Annotated in this window: 14 protein-coding genes; 6 read left to right on the top strand and 8 right to left on the bottom strand. The window is 45.5% G+C overall.

The window, feature by feature from the left end; translation table 11 throughout:
- Nucleotides 1-59 precede the first annotated feature (59 nt).
- Complete coding sequence (locus I3257_RS02275) at nucleotides 60-887, bottom strand: IclR family transcriptional regulator (RefSeq protein ID WP_238048690.1); 828 nt, start codon at nucleotides 885-887, stop codon at nucleotides 60-62.
- A 176-nt stretch (nucleotides 888-1,063) separates the two neighbouring features.
- Between I3257_RS02275 and I3257_RS02280 the strand changes: the two genes are divergently transcribed.
- From I3257_RS02280 to I3257_RS02290, 3 genes are all read left to right on the top strand, one after another.
- Nucleotides 1,064-2,248: an acyl-CoA dehydrogenase gene (locus I3257_RS02280; protein ID WP_238048691.1), complete on the top strand. Its 1,185-nt coding sequence runs from the start codon at nucleotides 1,064-1,066 to the stop codon at nucleotides 2,246-2,248.
- A gap of 186 nt (nucleotides 2,249-2,434) precedes the next feature.
- Nucleotides 2,435-3,634, top strand: a complete 1,200-nt coding sequence (locus I3257_RS02285; protein ID WP_238048692.1) for a CaiB/BaiF CoA-transferase family protein — start codon at nucleotides 2,435-2,437, stop codon at nucleotides 3,632-3,634.
- 55 nt (nucleotides 3,635-3,689) lie between these two features.
- Nucleotides 3,690-4,739, top strand: a complete 1,050-nt coding sequence (locus I3257_RS02290; protein WP_238048693.1) for a histone deacetylase family protein — start codon at nucleotides 3,690-3,692, stop codon at nucleotides 4,737-4,739.
- 62 nt (nucleotides 4,740-4,801) lie between these two features.
- On the opposite strand, the gene I3257_RS02295 is transcribed toward I3257_RS02290, so the two are convergent.
- Nucleotides 4,802-5,566, bottom strand: coding sequence for an IclR family transcriptional regulator (locus tag I3257_RS02295; RefSeq protein WP_238048694.1), 765 nt, complete (start codon nucleotides 5,564-5,566; stop codon nucleotides 4,802-4,804).
- Between the two features lie 262 nt (nucleotides 5,567-5,828).
- Here I3257_RS02295 and I3257_RS02300 point away from each other — a divergent pair, with 262 nt between their 5' ends.
- From I3257_RS02300 to I3257_RS02310, 3 genes are all read left to right on the top strand, one after another.
- On the top strand, nucleotides 5,829-7,304 hold the full coding sequence (locus I3257_RS02300; protein WP_238048695.1) for an NAD-dependent succinate-semialdehyde dehydrogenase: 1,476 nt from the start codon (nucleotides 5,829-5,831) through the stop codon (nucleotides 7,302-7,304).
- A gap of 183 nt (nucleotides 7,305-7,487) precedes the next feature.
- Entirely contained in the window at nucleotides 7,488-8,750 is a 1,263-nt protein-coding gene (gene gabT, locus I3257_RS02305) for a 4-aminobutyrate--2-oxoglutarate transaminase (RefSeq protein WP_055123915.1), read from the top strand.
- 310 nt (nucleotides 8,751-9,060) lie between these two features.
- Nucleotides 9,061-10,503, top strand: coding sequence for an APC family permease (locus I3257_RS02310; protein WP_060491417.1), 1,443 nt, complete (start codon nucleotides 9,061-9,063; stop codon nucleotides 10,501-10,503).
- Between the two features lie 107 nt (nucleotides 10,504-10,610).
- Here I3257_RS02310 and I3257_RS02315 read toward each other — a convergent pair whose 3' ends face one another.
- The 6 genes from I3257_RS02315 to I3257_RS02340 all read right to left on the bottom strand — a co-directional run.
- On the bottom strand, nucleotides 10,611-11,984 hold the full coding sequence (locus I3257_RS02315; RefSeq protein WP_238048696.1) for an NAD-dependent succinate-semialdehyde dehydrogenase: 1,374 nt from the start codon (nucleotides 11,982-11,984) through the stop codon (nucleotides 10,611-10,613).
- A gap of 48 nt (nucleotides 11,985-12,032) precedes the next feature.
- Nucleotides 12,033-13,169 carry an agmatine deiminase gene (gene aguA / locus I3257_RS02320; RefSeq protein WP_238048697.1) on the bottom strand — a complete coding sequence of 379 codons (1,137 nt, stop codon included), beginning with the start codon at nucleotides 13,167-13,169 and terminating at the stop codon, nucleotides 12,033-12,035.
- Nucleotides 13,170-13,221: 52 nt separating this feature from the next.
- A complete protein-coding gene (gene aguB, locus I3257_RS02325; protein ID WP_346014805.1) occupies nucleotides 13,222-14,094 on the bottom strand; it encodes an N-carbamoylputrescine amidase in 873 nt (290 codons plus the stop codon).
- A gap of 117 nt (nucleotides 14,095-14,211) precedes the next feature.
- On the bottom strand, nucleotides 14,212-15,705 hold the full coding sequence (locus I3257_RS02330) for a Na+/H+ antiporter NhaC family protein (protein ID WP_020443104.1): 1,494 nt from the start codon (nucleotides 15,703-15,705) through the stop codon (nucleotides 14,212-14,214).
- 195 nt (nucleotides 15,706-15,900) lie between these two features.
- Nucleotides 15,901-17,277, bottom strand: coding sequence for an FAD-binding oxidoreductase (locus I3257_RS02335; protein WP_238048699.1), 1,377 nt, complete (start codon nucleotides 17,275-17,277; stop codon nucleotides 15,901-15,903).
- Nucleotide 17,278: 1 nt separating this feature from the next.
- The coding region (locus tag I3257_RS02340) for a glutamine synthetase family protein (RefSeq protein WP_238048700.1) at nucleotides 17,279-18,498 on the bottom strand (1,220 nt) is incomplete at its 5' end.

The raw sequence follows: 18,498 nt of genomic DNA on the forward strand, positions 1-18,498 counted from the left end.
GATAAAACCCATCAATTAAGCCAAGATGCTCGTACTATAGATTTATCGTTTGTTCTTTTTTAAACCCCACTACCAATTCTTTCTGCCAGTGCCTGCAATTTAGGCACAATCGTCGCCGCATATTCATCTGCTTCCCAATTGGCACTCGGCACACTGGCATTGAGTGAATACGCATACTGCCCAGTCGCAACATCAAAGACACCAACGGCCACTGCCAATATATCAGTAGAGAACTCACCATCTGATACCGTATAGCCATGCGCTTTATAATGCTCTGCGGCGTCAGATAGAGCAGACTGCGCGTGGTTATAATCTTCTGTAGATAAATGCTCTTTTAAATTACCTTCAATGACAGCCTGTCTTGCTGGCGAGCTAGCCGCATAAAAAGCGCGTCCAATAGCGGTGCGAGCGACGGGTACAGCTGAGCCGACTTGTAAATTGACCGATAGGCGAGCAGGGCTACGACAGCAGGCGTGATAACGCATTTCTCCTTCGACTTCGGTTGCCAGATTCACTGATACTTCATTCTCACTAGCAAACTGTCGCAGTAATGGTTCAGCCGTTGCGACCATATCGTGACGACTCCATGCGGTAGCACTTAATCGTACAGCACTACTGCCCAATTGATACTGTCCGTGCTCAGTGACACGTAAAAATCCAAGCGTGGTTAGAGTATGGATAAGGCGAGTAATGGTCGCTTTTGGCAGATCTGTCATCTGACACAATTGCTGATGGGTGAGCCGTCCATCATTTTCAAATGCTGTGAGTAAAGACAGCCCGCGACCCAGTGCTGTAACGAACTGTCGATCATTATCTTCCTTGCTTTGTTCAATCGTGGTCGTCATACGATCCAATAATGGTATGGCTGCCGATAATGTTTTTGTCATTTTATACTCATATTTTTTGGATAAAGGTTTACAGCGCGGCGAAAGTTTGCTTAAATGGTTTTAAATTATGAAACTAAGTTTCGCATAGCGGAATCATGAAGTCAATAGCCTATTAGTCCAAACCACTTATTAATCACCATTCATCGGTCAGGATGACTGATATCAAGGAGCTCCACATGGCAACATCTACTCGTCCAAGTTTTGATTGGGAAGACCCATTTTTATTACGTGACCAGCTCACTGACGAAGAACGCATGGTGACGGACAGTGCCCGCCAGTTTTTTCAAAATGAGCTCATGCCTGGCATTTTAGAGGCCAATCGTAACGAGAGTTTTGACCGTAATATCATGCGCCAAATGGGTGAGATGGGTCTGCTGGGTGTGACGATCGAAGGCTATGGCTGTGCTGGTTTATCGAGTGTTGCCTATGGTCTGATTGCCAAGGAAGTAGAAGCAGTCGATTCAGGCTACCGCTCAGCGATGAGCGTACAGTCAAGCTTGGTTATGCATCCTATTTGGGCGTATGGTACTGAAGAGCAGAGAGAGCGTTATTTGCCTAAGCTGGCATCGGGTGAGTATGTCGGTTGTTTCGGTCTGACTGAGCCTGATTCGGGTTCTGACCCTTCATCAATGTCGACGCGTGCGCGTGCTGTGGATGGCGGTTATGAGTTGACGGGTAATAAAATGTGGATTACCAACAGTCCTATCGCTGATGTGTTTGTCGTTTGGGCAAAAGACGATGCTGGTGAGATTCGAGGTTTTGTTTTAGACAAAGGCATGAAAGGCTTGTCTGCGCCGAAAATCGAAGGCAAATTTTCACTACGTGCATCAGTCACAGGTGAGATTGTCATGGACAAAGTGTTCGTCCCTGAAGCCAATGCTTTCCCAGATATCCGTGGTTTAAAAGGACCATTTGGTTGCTTAAATAAAGCCCGTTACGGTATCGCATGGGGCGCGATGGGTGCGGCTGAATTCTGCTGGAAAGCTGCCCGTCAGTACACGTTAGATCGTAAGCAGTTTGGTCGTCCGCTAGCCGCGACACAATTGGTACAGCTGAAACTTGCCAATATGCAGACTGAAATCACGCTAGGTCTACAAGCCGCGCTACGTGTGGGTCGTCTGATGGATGAAGACAATGCAGCGCCTGAGATGATTTCACTTATTAAGCGTAACAACTGCGGTAAAGCACTAGATATCGCACGTATTTCGCGTGACATGCATGGCGGTAATGGTATCTCTGATGAGTTCCACATTATCCGTCATGTGATGAACTTAGAGGCAGTTAACACCTATGAAGGTACGCACGATATTCATGCTCTCATCTTAGGTCGTGCGCAGACTGGTATTCAAGCATTCTTTTAAGTATTCCTAGCTAATACAACTGTATTTATAACGTACGTTACTGCTTGGCTTTTTATTAATAACAGCATTAATAGTGGCGTACGTTTTCAGTTGTTCTTCATGATTTTACTGCTTAGCCATTAAATGATGAAGAACAATTTTATCATCAAAAAATCAAAAAAATACGTGACACAATAAGGGATTATTATGACGGATATGGCAAAAGGTGCATTGCATGGTATCAAGGTGCTTGATTTATCGAGAGTGTTGGCAGGTCCTTCTTGTACTCAAGTACTCGCAGATTTGGGCGCTGAAGTCATCAAGGTTGAGCGTCCGCATATCGGTGATGAAACGCGCCATTGGGCACCGCCAACATTCAGCAATGACACCTCTGCTTACTACGCTACCATCAATCGTAATAAAAAATCACTCACGGTCGATATCACTACTGATGCAGGGCAGGCCATCATTAAGAAACTGGCCGTTGATAGTGATATCTTGGTAGAGAATTTCAAAGTGGGTGGTCTGAAAAAATATGGCTTGGATTATGACAGTCTAAAACAAGACAATCCACGTCTGATTTATGCGTCATTGACGGGGTTTGGTCAGACAGGGCCAGATGCTGCGCGCCCTGGTTATGATTACATTATTCAGGGGTTGTCAGGACTGATGAGCATTACAGGTCCAAGTGATGGCGAACCGCATAAAGTTGGCGTCGCAGTGGTCGATTTGTTTGCAGGGTTGCAGCTGACGATTGGTATTCAAGCGGCTTTGATTGCTCGTGAGATTACGGGGTTAGGGCAACAGGTAGACGTTGCACTTTTAGATAGTGCGCTTGCCATGCTTGCCAATGTGGGTATGAACCATTTGGCATCAGGTCAAATCCCGCCCAGACTGGGCAATCAGCATCCTAATATCGTGCCTTATCAAGTGTTTGCAGGTCAGGGTGAGCAGCACTTTATATTAGCCTGTGGGAATGACAGTCAGTTTGCCAAACTATGTGACGTGCTCGCAGTGGATTGGCACATGGATGAGCGTTTTACGACCAATCCACAACGCGTTGCTAATCGTGAGCTGCTGTGTGATGAGCTGAGCAAGAAATTTGCCGAGCAACCACGCACTTATTGGTTAGAGGTGTTGGATAAAGCGGGTATTCCGTGCGGGGCAATTCATAATGTCGCTGAAGCCTTGGCAATGCCGCAAGCGCTGGCACGTGAGATGGTGGTTGATTTTGCCACGCAAGGCAGTCCGGTAAGAGCACTTGGTAGTCCAATCAAACTATCTGCATCACCCGTCACTTATCGGTCACCGCCACCGAAGTTGAGCGAGCATACCGATAGTACGCTTGCTGATTTGGGCTACGACAGCGACATGATTGCTAAGCTAAAAGCCGATGGGATTGTTTAGTTAGGCATCAAAAAAAGCGCCATTGGAAAAAATGTTAAACAAAGGAATGTTAAGCATGAAGATATATAGCCATGAAAATCTAAGTCTACACAGACCACTCCCTTATTTTTCTTATGGAAAGATGCATGAGCCGTTAGAGATACCAGAGCGTATGGTTGAGTTCTTAAAAGCACCAGCAGCGTTAGGGTTAGAGGTGACGACCGTTACCGATATTGGCATTGGGCCTATATTAGCGGTTCACGATTTTGGTTACGTTGAGTTTCTCAAACATGGCTATGATGACTGGATGGCAGTAGAGGAAGATTTGGGTGCACAGGTGCAAACGGGGATTTTTGTGCCGTATGACAATTCCGGTATCGGTATCATGGCAAAAGCGGCGAAGTATCAGGCCGATGATAGTGCACCTATCAGCGAGCATTCTTGGACGTCCATTTATTGGTCGGCACAGACTGCACTCAATGCGGCTGAAGCATTGCTGAACAATGATTTATCAGATACCGAGCGTGCCGAAAGTCATATACAGCTTTGCTTCTCACGGCCGCCTGGTCACCATGCGCGCAAGAGCGCAGCAGGTGGATTTTGTTACCTTAATAACGCCGCCATCATCGCCGAACATCTGCGGCAAAAATACGAAAAAATCGCCATCATAGACACCGACATGCACCACGGACAAGGTATCCAAGAGATATTTTATGGTCGCAGCGATGTGCTTTATACCTCGGTTCACGGTGACCCCGTTAACTTTTATCCCGCCGTGACAGGGCATGCGTTTGAAAGGGGCACAGGCGTGGGTGAAGGCTATAACATTAACTTCCCGATGCCACATGGCACCGATGAAGCTGGGTTTTTTGAGTATGTTGATAAATCTATTGAAGCGATAACGCTATTTGACCCTGATGTCATTGTGCATGTCTTAGGTTTTGATGTTTACGAGAACGACCCAGAAGCGAGATGTGCGGTGAGTACGCAAGGATTTAAAATATTGGCACAAAAGATAAAAGCGCTAAACAAACCACTGATTGTTTTAGTCGAGGGCGGGTATTACTTGCAAAAGCTCAATGACAATTTGCAAGCATTTTTATCAGGGCTTATTTCAGAAGATTAACAGTTATCACCAAAATAACTGAAAGAGTTTGAAGTAAACAAGAAACTAGCAGCGTTTAAGTTTTATTTATTATCGATAAAACCCAAACGCTGCTCAATTTGCTGCGCCAATTCAATCAATACCGCGCTGACCTCAGCACGCTTGGACTCATATTCGCCTTGCAAAAAGCTAACTGCCATACCCGCAACGGCATTGCCTGACGCATTGCGAATATAAGTACCTAAACAATACATCCCTTCGCGCAGTTGCCCATCATCGAGTGAGATACGACTGTTTTGAATGGCGGTCAACTCGGTGGACAAATCGCTAAAGTTATCAACACCGTGTTGGGTAATAGGCGTAGGGAAGCCAGTAGCGTAGATAGATTTTATACTGTCCATAGAAAAGGTTGAGAGCATGGCCTTGCCCGTGGCAGAGAATACCGCTGGTACGCGAACACCAGCGCGAAAGGTAAAGCCAAGCGGGGCAGGCGCTTCATGACAGGCTAAAAAAACCACTTCACCTAAATCAAGTTTAGATAAGGTGACTGTATGTTGAAGAAGAATCGGATACTGGACAATGAGGTCTTTAAATAACTGGATGACGCCTTGCTGCTGTTCATACTTACCTGCCCAATACATCAAATAAGAGCCTAAATGAAAGCGGCTATCGCTGTCTTTATAAATGACATGCTTAGCCAAAAGACTTTGCAAAATATTGTGGGTTGAGCTACGTGGTAGATTGAGCTCTTTAGCAATATGAGCTGCCGTCAAAGGCTGCGCACTGTCGGTAATTAAATCTAAAATCTGAAAGGTTTTGTCCAAGGCAGGAACAGCAGTTGAGCTCATAAGGAACCTATAAAAGTCAGTAAAATTGGGAAAATATAAAAATAACGCGATAAATCATCATTAAAATGAGAATAGGGGTTGCAAATAGCTGGCTATCATTCTTATAATGATGTCTCATATATAGAATAGATGTTCAGTATATTGAACACTTAACAAGTTATCAATAATTATTTAAATCATAACCTTCTATTTATTATTATTCACTTATCGCTATAAATCTGCGAATCCTATTTGCAAACCTCAATTGACAAGGAGCGTCACAATGTCACAACTGTCACAGTCTACGCTACAGCTATCGAACCCAGATCTACTTAAACAGCAGTGTTTCATCAAAGATGGCTGGCATGCCGCTAGTGATGACTCGACTATTGATGTGAGCAATCCTTTCAACGGCGATATCATCGGTACGGTACCAAGCCTAACGACCGACGATGTGAACGACGCGGTTACCGCCTCTCATGAAGCCCAGATCCTTTGGGCAGCCAAAACCCCAAAAGAGCGGGCAGAACTGCTGCAAAAGTGGGCTGACCTTATCGATGCCAATAAAGAAGATTTGGCCATCATTATGACTGCCGAGCAAGGCAAGCCTTTAACCGAATCACGCGGGGAAGTTGGCTATGCCAATAGCTTTATCCGCTGGTTTGCTGAAGAAGGTAAGCGCGTATACGGCGATGTTATCCCTGCCAATCAAACCCAATTGCGCCATGTCATCCTAAAACAGCCTGTCGGTGTCTGCGCGGCTATCACACCTTGGAACTTCCCAGCAGCGATGATTACCCGTAAAGCAGCTCCTGCACTAGCGGCAGGCTGTACCATGATTATCAAACCTGCGACCGAAACGCCATTTTCTGCATTGGCACTCGCGGTATTGGCTGAGCAAGCCGGTATTCCAGCAGGCGTTATTCAAGTCGTCACGGGCAAGTCGTCAACCATCGGCGATATCCTAACCGGCGATGCACGCATTCATAAGCTGTCATTTACTGGCTCTACCGAAGTCGGTCGTACCTTGATGGCACAGTGTGCCCCAACCATCAAAAAACTGTCATTAGAGCTCGGCGGTAATGCACCCTTTATCGTTTTTGATGATGCCGATCTTGAAAAAGCCGCTGAAGGCTTAATCGCTTCTAAATATCGTAACGCGGGTCAAACCTGTGTTTGTGCCAACCGTGTCTATGTACAAGACAGCATTAAAGATAAATTCCTCGACGTATTTGTACAAAAAGTCGCTGAGCTTAATGTCGGTAATGGCATGGATGAAGGCGTGGATATTGGTCCTTTAATTAACAAAAAGGCGTTGGAAAAAGTGCAAGCGCTGCTCAAAGACGCGTTAGATAAAGGCGCGACGCTTATCGCTGGCGGCAGCACCAATGACGCCTCAGAGCTTACTTACAATCCAACAGTCATTACCGATATCAGTGCTGAGATGGATATCGCGCACGAAGAAATCTTTGGCCCTATTGCTACTATCTTTACCTTTAAAGATGAGGCAGACGTTATTCGTCAAGCCAACGATACTATCTACGGCTTGGCTGCTTATTTCTACAGTGGTAGTTATGCACGTTCATGGCGCGTTACCGAAGGTCTTGAGTACGGCATTATCGGTCATAATACGGGTCTGATCTCTACCGAAGTCGCTCCATTTGGCGGTGTCAAGCAGTCTGGCTTTGGCCGCGAAGGATCAAAATACGGCATCGAAGAATATGTCGTGACCAAATACTGGTGCTCTGACGTCAGCTAATCGTTTAGCGACATGCGCTCTCTTTTAAGGTTTTAATTGTCACACCGTATCGAACGGGATTCAGCACCATGAATCCCCTCTATAGCTAGCAACTAACAACTGTTAACTATTAGATAAACCATTCCTCAAAACCGCCATTTAATCATTGGCACTTATGTTAAAAATAAAGAAAAGGACATTCCCATGACGACTACCAATAAATCACTACTTGAGCGCCGTAAAGCTGTGTTACCAACAGGACTTGGCGTTGCTTATCCCATCTTTGCAGAAAAAGCAAAAAACTCAGAAGTTTGGGATGTTGAAGGCAATCGTTATATTGACTTCGTTGGTGGTATCTCAGTACTGAATACGGGACACAGCCATCCAAAAATCACCCAGCGTGTGCATGAGCAACTCGACAAGTTTACCCATACTGCGGCGCAAATGATCAACTACGAATGCTATGTGGATCTTGCCGAAAAACTTTGTGAAAAAGCCCCTATCAGCGGTGAGAAAAAAGCATTCTTTTTAACGACTGGTGCAGAAGCGGTCGAAAACTGTATCAAGATTGCTCGTGCGAAAACTGGTCGTCCAGGTATCATCTCTTTCGTTGGTGGTTGGCATGGTCGTACTTTAATGTGCATGAGTTTGACAGGTAAAGTGCTGCCGTACAAAAAGAACTTTGGTCCAATGCCAGGCCCTGTATTCCATGCGCTATTCCCAGCTGAAGAGTTGAATGTCACAGAAGCACAAGCGCTGCATAGCCTTGAGATGATTTTCCAAGCGGATATTGATCCTAGCGAAGTGGCGGCGATGATTATCGAGCCAGTACAAGGCGAGGGTGGTTTTCATCAAGTCACCCCATCATTTGCCAAGTCTTTACGCGATATCTGCGACGAACATGGCATTGTCTTGATTTTTGATGAAGTGCAGTGTGGTTTTGCCCGTACGGGTACGTTGTTTGCCACCGAGCAGTTGGGCGTTGAGCCAGATCTAATGACCAGTGCTAAGAGCTTGGCAGGTGGTTATCCTATCTCTGCCGTTATCGGTCGCGCCGATATCATGGATGCGCCGCAAGTCGGCGGTTTGGGCGGTACATACTCTGGTAACCCACTGGCTTGTGTGGCTGCACTCGCTGTCATGGAAGTTATCGAAGAAGAAAACCTACTTGAGCGCAGTATTGAGATTGGCGACAAAATCGAAGCTTTCTTAAAGGGCTTAAACTTAAGCAGTATCGGTCATATACGCCATAAAGGCGCCATGCTAGCGTTTGAGCTAATCGATAGTGATGGCAAGCCTGATGTGGAAGCGACTACTAACCTAAAAGCCAAAGCGTTTGAGCAAGGTTTATTATTAGCGTCTTGCGGTATGTATGGCAACGCCATTCGTGTGATGGTGCCATTGACGGTTGAAGATGAAGTGCTCCAAGAAGGTCTAGATATTATCAAAGGTATCCTAACCGCTTAATAGGTATTCAGTGTTTATTTATAGTGAAATACATCACTTTTAATCAAGCCTCGATCTTGGTTAGAAGGTTATCTTTAATAGCACAGCAAGATTGCCCATATGGCACTCGCTTTGAGTACATTTTTTACAACGGCGCCTTGCAAGTCAAGACGCCGTTGCTGTTTGTACTATTTGAATATGAAACAAGTAGTGCCGAACAGCTTGGATCAAAAGGTATATATGATAATTATGATGGGTACTATCCCACTAAACAAAAAATAGTGTGACCGTCAAGGGTTAACACGGATGACACACAGACAAGGAGCAGGTTATGTCTGAATTAAAAAAATCGTTAGGGACGCTAGATATTATCGCCTTAGCATTCGGTGCTATGGTTGGTTGGGGCTGGGTAGTCTTGGCTGGTGGTTGGATTTTATCTGCGGGGACGTGGGGCGCAATGCTGGCGTTCTTGATAGGCGGCTTGGCAGTGATACTGATTGGTGTGACTTATGCCGAGCTTGCCGCATCGATGCCGATTACGGGCGGTGAGCATACCTATACGCATAGAGCACTGGGGGTAAATGTCTCCTTTATCTGCTCATGGAGTATTTTATTTGGGTATTTTTCGGTGGTCGCGTTTGAGGCGGTTGCCTTGCCGACAGTCGTAGAGTATTTTATCCCCAATTACAATCAAGGATATCTCTGGACCATCGCTGGTTGGGATGTTTATGCCACTTGGGTTGGTGTTGGGATGCTGGGCTCAGTCATCGTCACTTGGCTAAATATCCGCGGTATGGAAGTCAGTGCGTGGTTCCAAAAGACGGCCGTATTGGGCATCTTATTTGTTGGTACGTTGCTGTTCATTGGCGCAGTCATGTTCAATCCTGAAGGCTCAAACTCAGTACAAGCACCTGCATTTATCGGTGGTATTGGCGGTATGATGGCCGTTATTGTCATGGTGCCGTTTATGTTTGTCGGCTTTGACGTTATTCCGCAAGCGGCAGAAGAAATTGATCTGACTCGTCCTAATATTGGTAAATTTTTGATTTTATCGATTGTCGTTGCGGTAATGTGGTACGTGGGTATCGCTTGGAGTGTTGGCACGACCTTGCCACTCTTACAAGCCGAAAACTCAACGCTCGCCACTGCGGATGCGATGACCAATGCTTGGCATGGCAAGTGGGCAGGTATTTTATTAGTCATTGGCGGTGTGCTTGGTATTTTATCAAGTTGGAATGCCTTCTTGATTGGTGGTAGCCGCCTACTTTATGCCATGTCAAAAGCACGTATGTTACCCGCATTTTTAAGCAAGCTACATCCAAAGTATAAGACGCCGTCGAATGCCATTTTATTGATTGGTGGTTTGGCGACTCTAGCACCCTTGTTTGGTCGTAAAATGCTGGTGTGGATCGTCGATGCTGGTGGCTTTGGTATCGTTATTGCTTATACCTGTGTCGCTATCTCATTCTTAGTACTCCGCTACCGCGAGCCTGATATGGTACGCCCATTTAGAATACCAGCAGGTAAGCTTGTGGGCATGATTACGATTGCGCTAAGTTTTGGAATACTCATGCTGTATATGCCAGGTATGCCATCCGCGCTAACCCCTATCGAGTGGTGGATTTTCTTTGGCTGGACAGTCTTAGGCATTGCGTTATATGGCTATGCAAGGGTGAAGTATCCGGGTATTAGCGAGTCAATTATGGCAGAAGAGTTACGTGAATTAAAAATCGTCAATCAATTATGGTTAAAAGACAATCCACCTAAGCAATAGTTTTTTCGATGGGTTATTTTTTAATAACCTCAACTTTTAAAAAAAGCCTAACAGCCAATGTTAGGCTTTTTTTATCTAAATGTCCCGTCCTGAAATTAAGTTGTCGATTACGACTTATCACGAATCAGTTTATAGTTTAAAAACTCAGTGATACCAAGGGTGCCAAGCTCGCGACCAAATCCTGAGCGTTTAACGCCGCCAAACGGGGTATTGGCTTCGCTACCAGAAGGCGCATTGATAGTGACCATACCGACTTCTAATTTGTCAGCAATCTCAGCGGCTAGCGCAGCATCTTGCGTTTGGATAGAAGCGCCAAGTCCAAAGGGTACGTCGTTAGCGATTTTAATAGCATGCTCGATATCACAAGCTTTGTAGACGACTGCCACAGGACCAAATAGCTCCTCACGATAAACATCCATAGACTCAGTTACATCTGTCAATACCGCAGGCTTAAACCACGCACCCGGCTTGTCTTTGACCATGCCACCTTCGACCAATACGGTCGCGCCTGCTTGAATGGCGCTATCGAGCTGTTCTTGCAAGTTAACTGCGGCTGCCTTTGAAGACATTGGACCAATGAAAGTACCTTCATCAAGTGGATCAGCGAGTGTCATGTTACTGACGGCATTAGTGAACCCTTCAACGAATTTATCATACACAGATTCGACGACGATAAGACGTTTGGCAGCATTACACGCTTGTCCTGTATTGCCAAAACGACCAGAAATAGCCCCTTTTATAGCTTGTTCGATATCCGCATCAGCTGCAACGATAAAGGCGTCTGAACCGCCAAGCTCTAGCACGACTTTTTTCAGCGCGCCGCCTGCTATTTTAGCAACTGCTTGCCCAGCTCGCTCAGAGCCTGTTAGCGAAACGCCTTGTACGCGGCTGTCTTCGATGATAGTCGCCGCTTGCTCATTGGTGGCAAACACATTGTTATAAACACCCTCTGGTAAGCCAGCATCTTTTAGGATATCAGCGATGGCTTCTGCAGTCTTAGGACATTGCGGCGCATGCTTTAGAATAACGGTATTGCCTGCCATAAAGTTTGGCGCGACAAAACGTGCCACTTGATAGTGCGGGTAGTTCCACGGCATGATACCTAATAGAGCGCCCACAGGACGTTTTTCTACTGAAGCTGACCCTGAGTCAACATCAATGGTACTAGGTGCTAGTAGCTGCTCAGCGTTGTCTGCATAGTAGCGATAGATATCGGCAACTAGACCGATTTCACCTTTCGCTTGTGCAACGGGCTTGCCCATCTCATTGGCAACGACGCGGGCCAGCTCATCTTGACGTTCAAGATAGATATCGGCAATTTTATGAAGTATGGCACTGCGCTCATCCAATGAAACCTGACGCCAATCTTGATAAGCGGTATTGGCTTGTGCAATAGCGTTCTGGATGTCCTGCTCAGTTGCCGTAGGGTAGGTGGCTTCTACTTCGCCAGTGGCTGGGTTATTAACTTGATAATCGCTCATAGCTATGTCCTTTTTTAAAATATTATTGGGTTCAACATCCATTTGGGTCTATATTTTTATGCGCGTGCTTTTAATTGATGATTTTGGCTGCTGCTGAGTAATACAGTGAATATTACCACCGCCAAAGACAATCTCCTTTGTGCGTACTCCCACTACTTGATGCTGAGGAAATACTTTTTCAAGCTGCTCGATGGCTAATGAATCATTTTCATCATCATATTGCGGTACGATGATAGCCTCATTACAAATTAAAAAATTGGCATACGAGGCGATACAAACATCGCCAGTATGACGCGCCTTGGCATCGTCAGACTGCTCAATATCATAGTCCTCAGGTAAAGTAACAGGTTGCTTGGTACAGCAAAGCTTATGGACTTTTAGGCGGCGACCTTTTGCATCGGTCATATTTGAGAGCTGCTCATAGGCTTTTTGCGTTGCTTCATAAAACGGATGCTCAGAATCATCAGTGTATAAACAAACCACTTCACCAGGGCGCGCAAAGCAGGCAATATCATCAATATGACCAGTGGTTTCGTCAGGATCAATACCGTCATCAATCCACAGTACTTTTTGCACATTGAGATAGGCTTTTAACGTGTCTTCAATTTGAGCTTCGGTTAGGTGCGGGTTACGCCCAAGACTGAGCAAACACATACGTGTGGTCAGAACCGTGCCTTCACCATCGACATGAAATGCACCGCCTTCCATCACAAAGTCATCCGTTCGATAGCGTTTGATATCTAGATGGTCACATAAGCGTTCAGCCAGCTTATCATCGTCATCCCACGGCGAGTATAGTCCATCATAGTCGCCGCCCCATGCATTGAATGTCCAATCACAGGCGCGTAGCTCACCTTTATTATTGATTAAAAATGTCGGGACAGTATCACGCGCCCAAGCATCGTTACTGGGCATTGATATGACGTCGATGTCAGCAGGTAGACTATCGCGGCATGATTGATAATCATCAGGATTGACCAGTACGCCAACCTCACAAAATCTGTTGATTGCCAATGCGACATCAGCATAAGCTTTCTGAGCAGGAGCGGCTTGTTGTCGCCAGTTATCAGCACGGTATGGCCATACCATCCATATTTTTTGTATCGGCTCAAATTCTGCTGGCGTGTAAAAGCCGTCTTGTTGTGGTGTTGAGCCAGTGATTGATTGGTTCGGGAATAATGACATATAGAGCACCTTATTTGACGATAGCGCGAGTGAGCTTGCTTGTTAACAAACTCTATCCATGAGTTAGCAACGTGCCATACATCGATGGACGACGATCACGGAAAATGCCCCATTGCTGACGTTCGATAGCCAGTTGATCTAAGTCAAAAGTCGTACTAAGTATCTGTTCTTTATCTTTAGATGCTTCTTGGATGATCTCACCGCGACCATCCGTGATAAACGAGCCACCGTAGAATGCCATGACGCTATCGTTTCCGTTTTGAGTAATCGTCTCAGTGCCAATACGATTGGCTGCTACGACTGGCATGAGATTAGCGGCAGCATGACCCTGCATACAGCGTTGCCAATGACCTTTTGAGTCGATGTCCAATGTTGGCTCATCACCAATCGCAGTCGGATAAAACAGTATTTCTGCACCCATTAATGCCATGCTACGAGCGCATTCAGGGAACCATTGATCCCAGCAAATACCGACACCAATTTTGGCATACTTGGTTTGCCAAACCTTGAATCCAGTGTCGCCGGGGGTAAAGTAAAATTTTTCGGCATAAGGAATGCCATCTGGTATATGCGTTTTACGATAAGTGCCAAGTATCTCGCCATCGGCATCAATCACGGTCACGCTATTAAAAAAGGTATTGCCTGATTTTTCATAAAAGCTAATCGGTAATACCACTTCTAAGTCTTTAGCCAACTGTTTGAAGTGATTGATGGCCGCATTATCCTCAACTGAGGTCGCAAGGCTAAAGTAATCAAAATCATGAACTTGGCAGAAGTAAGGCGTCTCAAACAACTCTTGTAGCAAGATAATATTGGCACCAGCTTTAGCAGCTTTGGTCACTAATTCAGTAGCAGTATCAATATTTTGTTGTATATCCCAGCCGCAAGCCATTTGGGTCGTAGCAACGGTGACATTTCGCATGATCTAAATCCTTATCGTATTTATTAGTGACTACCATATAAAAGGGCTGTTTTTATTGACTGACGAACAATCTCTCATTGTCCGTTAGTCAATGATTAAAATAATAGCGCTAAGGTTGGCTTAAGCCATCATATAACCCAATCCTAAGAAGGTGACGACGGATAAACCCGCGCCGAGCATGGCATAGGGGAACTGGGTAAAAGCGTGCTGCATGGGGGAGCAGCCAGCACCTTGCGCGGCAAGTAGCGACGAATCACTAAAGAAGCAAGCATGACTACCAAATGATGATGCTGATAACAATGCGCCAATCATAAGGGGAGTGCTAACGCCTAGTGCAATAGAGATTGGAAAGACAATCGGCATGGCAAGGACATACAGCCCCCAGCTTGATGATGTGGCAAAAGTTAAGAAAGCCATGACGGCAAAGATGACGGCAGGGAAAATAATAATCGTCATATAAGGCGTGATAGCTTCAATCACATATGAGGTCATGCCAAGCTCATCATTGATGGCTTTTAAGAAAAAACCGCCGATGACAGTTGAGAGCGGATAAAGCATGACTTTAAAGCCTTTAAAGATGGCTTCAACTTGCGTCTCAAAACTTAAAATGCCTTGCATCCAATAGACAACGACAGTCACAAAACAGGTCAATAATGCACCGCGTAATAGATCGATTTCGAAGTAGACCGTCGAGACAATTAACAAAATCATTGGGAAAGCAAAGTTTGCGATATTGGCTTTGAACGATAGCTTACGCTTGGCTTGGACGTTTGAGATCAGTTGCTCTTCGACAAAGGCTTCAGGAACAGGATTACCCGCTTTGGCGCGTGCCTCGGCTTTTTTCATCGGACCCCAGTCACCCAAAATGCCATACGCGACCAAGAATACAATCAAAAGTGCAAACCAAGCATATGCCATATAAGGAATCGCGCTGATATAAAGCCCAATACCTTCGCCATCGCCAGCCACACCGTTTTCTTCTAAAAGACCTGCAAAGTAGACCGCCCAAGTAGAAATAGGCACGATAATACACATCGGTGCGGCGGTTGAATCGACGATATAAGCAAGCTTCTCACGAGAAACGTTATAGACGTCAGTGAGTTTTTTGACGGAGGTTGATACGGCTAGACAGTTTAAATAATCATCGATAAAAACCACCACGCCCAAAGCAAAGGTGGCAAGTAATGACTGACGGCGTGACTTAATGATTTTTTGTAGCCATTCACTAAAGCCATCTAGACACCCACTGATCTCAAGCAGTTGAATGAGACCGCCCATTAGACCACAGACGAGAACAATCCAAATAATGGTCTCATTACCTAGCACCATCGACATGTTGTCTGCAAAAGGGGAGACCAAATCAAAAGGATTGAGCATCACGAGGCCAGCGACACAGCCTGCGATCATGGATTCGAATGGTCGCCTAGAGACAATGGCAGTGACTAATACTAGTAATGTTGGTAGTAAAGATAAGGCGCCCCAAGATTGGTCTGGGGCACGGCTGGTAGATAGCCAAGCAAAAGCCAGATAAATAACGACGGCTACTATAACGGTGAGAAATACTCGCTTATTATGATACTGTCCTTCGACCGCATCATTGAGCTTCATGTTCATATTTACGCTCCCTGTAAAACCTCATTGTTTTTTTAAACAAGCTCTATTCTATGGTTGACGCGCGACAGACAGTAGCGAATCAACTGTCTATCGGGCCCTATCACAACAATCCGTTGCTATGATAGGTCACTGTAACGACCGCTTTTAAAGTAAAAACACCTTATTCAATGTTTATTATTCAAAGTTTTTATGCGTTTACATGCCAGTGGTATCTTTTAGCGCATACCACCATGAGCCCATAACCGAGTAAGGGACTCGCAGCGCTCGACCACCTGGGAATGGAATCCAAGGAATCTGTGCAAAAGCATCGAACTCTTTGGTTTTACCATTGATGGCATCGGCTAATATTTGTCCAAATAGATGCGAGCCTGTCACGCCATGACCACTATAACCATGGGCGAAATATACTCGCTCATGTAGTTTGCCCATTTGTGGTACGCGGGAAAAAGACAACGCAAAGTTCCCACTCCACGCATAGTCGATTTTGACATCGCGTAACTCTGGAAAAATCTTAGTCATGTTTGGTCTAATTTTAGCTGTGATGTCGGCGGGGTCTTGACCACCGTAGACTGTACCACCGCCGAATAACATGCGCTTGTCTGCTGAGAGGCGATAGTAATCCAAAATGTAGCGGACATCTTCGACACAAACATCGGTTGGGAGGAGCTGGTCTGCTAAATCACCCAGCGGCTCGGTGGCGATAATCTGCGTCGATACAGGCATGACACGGTCAGTCAGTTTAGGGATGACTTTATTGAGATAGGCATTGCCGCATAGCACCGCGTGCTTACAAGTTACGGTGCCAAACTCGGTGATGACTTTGATAGAGTCATCGGCATATTCAATATCAACCACTAAGGTGTTCTCATAAATGGTGCCGCCGCCTTGCTCAATGGCCGCTGCTTCACCTAGAGCAAGATTCAATGGATGGAAGTGTCCACCAGAGTGATCGATGACCCCGCCCACATAGGCATCTGATTTTATATGCTCTTGGATACCGCGCTTATCGAGCATCTCTCTATCATGCATACCATGGCTCTCCCACAGTGCATGCGTTTCTTGTAAATCTTTTAGCTGACCATTATTTAATGCCGCAAAGATGTTTTTTTCTTTGAGATCACAGTTGATATCGTAGTCTCTAATAAAACGACGAATGATTTTGCCACCACGAGTCACAAGCTGACCAACGAAATCTGCATTTTCTTGACCATAAGACTTCTTGATTTTTTGTAGGCTGGCATTTAGACCATTGACAATTTGACCGCCATTACGACCTGATGCGCCCCAACCAATTTGCGCGCCTTCTAAAACCACGACTTCATGATCGGTTTCAATAAGATGCAGGGCAGTTGATAAACCGCTATAGCCGCCGCCAACCACACAGATCTCCACTTGGATGTCATTTTTTAGCGTTGGTCTATCCGGCTTAGGATTACGACTGGCTGCATAATAGCTATCAGGATATTGCCCTTTATCTGAATAATGCGGGATATTGCGCGTGTTATTCGAGGATAGGTTTTGGTTCGTTTCTGCATTGCCGTTTAAATTGCTACTTGAGTTGCTATTTGACATATCAAACATCCTGTAAATAGGTGAGGTATTCAAGGTTGGTCACTTGTTGAGCAAAGCGTTTGGCTTCTTGCTTTTTGACCGCGATCAACAGCTCAATCATCTCGCTTGGGAACAGCGAATCAATCACATCACTGCTTTCAAATTTGCGGATGGCGGACAGCCAGTCAAGTGGCAAGGTCTTAAGTTCTGCTTCGTCGTAAGTAATGCTATTAATGGGTTCTGGCGCTTCTAGCTTGTTTTCGATGCCATACAGCATACCTGCCAGTACCGCACTACAGACCAGATAAGGATTGGCGTCGGCGCCAGAGACACGATGCTCGATACGGCGTGCTTTTGAGTCACCACCAGGGATACGTACTGCCGCCGTGCGGTTTTCATAACCCCATGACACATTGTTTGGTGCTAGCGTACCGGGTGTAAAGCGGCGATAAGAATTCACATGTGGGGCAAATAACAACGTGCAATCTGACATGGTCTTTAACAATCCGGCGACTGCATGGCGCAAGATATCTGAGCCTTCATCTGACCCATCATCAAAGACATTATTGCCGTCTTTATCTAATAAGCTGCAATGCACATGAAAACCATTACCCGACTGTAGACCAAAAGGTTTTGCCATGAATGTCGCAGTGAGTTTACGGCGAGCAGCGACGGCCTTGACGACCTGTTTGAACAAAATCGCATCGTCAGCGGCTTTTAGTGGATCGTCTACGTGTAATAAATTAATCTCAAACTGACCACAGCCATTCTCTGCCAAAGCAGCATCTGCTGGGATATCGAGATTTTTGCACTGTGCATAAACTTCGTCTAAAAATTCATCGAATTGTAATAGATCATTGATGCTCAAAATTGAGGTTTTATTCAGTCTTAGCCCACTTTTGGGGCGGATAGGTGGTCTTGGCGTTTCACCTTCAGTATAGTCAACCAAATAAAATTCCAGCTCAGTAGCCATCACTGGAGTCAAACCAAGCGCTTTGAATTTTTTGCTAATGTAATCCAAAACGTGTCTGGCATCACCGTAATAAGGTTCGTTATTTTCTGTATAAAGCCAAACAGGCAATAGCGATGAAGGCGCACTGGTGTTGAGAAGTGGATAGGCGGCACGACCAGTAGGACGAGCAATGGCATCTATATCGCCATTACATTGAGAAGACTCGATGACATCAGCACCCCAAATATCAACGCCTAAGATAGATAAAGGCAGTCGTATCGCACCGTTTT

This window comes from Psychrobacter sp. Ps7, from assembly GCF_022129225.1.
Taxonomy (GTDB): Bacteria; Pseudomonadota; Gammaproteobacteria; order Pseudomonadales; family Moraxellaceae; genus Psychrobacter; species Psychrobacter immobilis_A.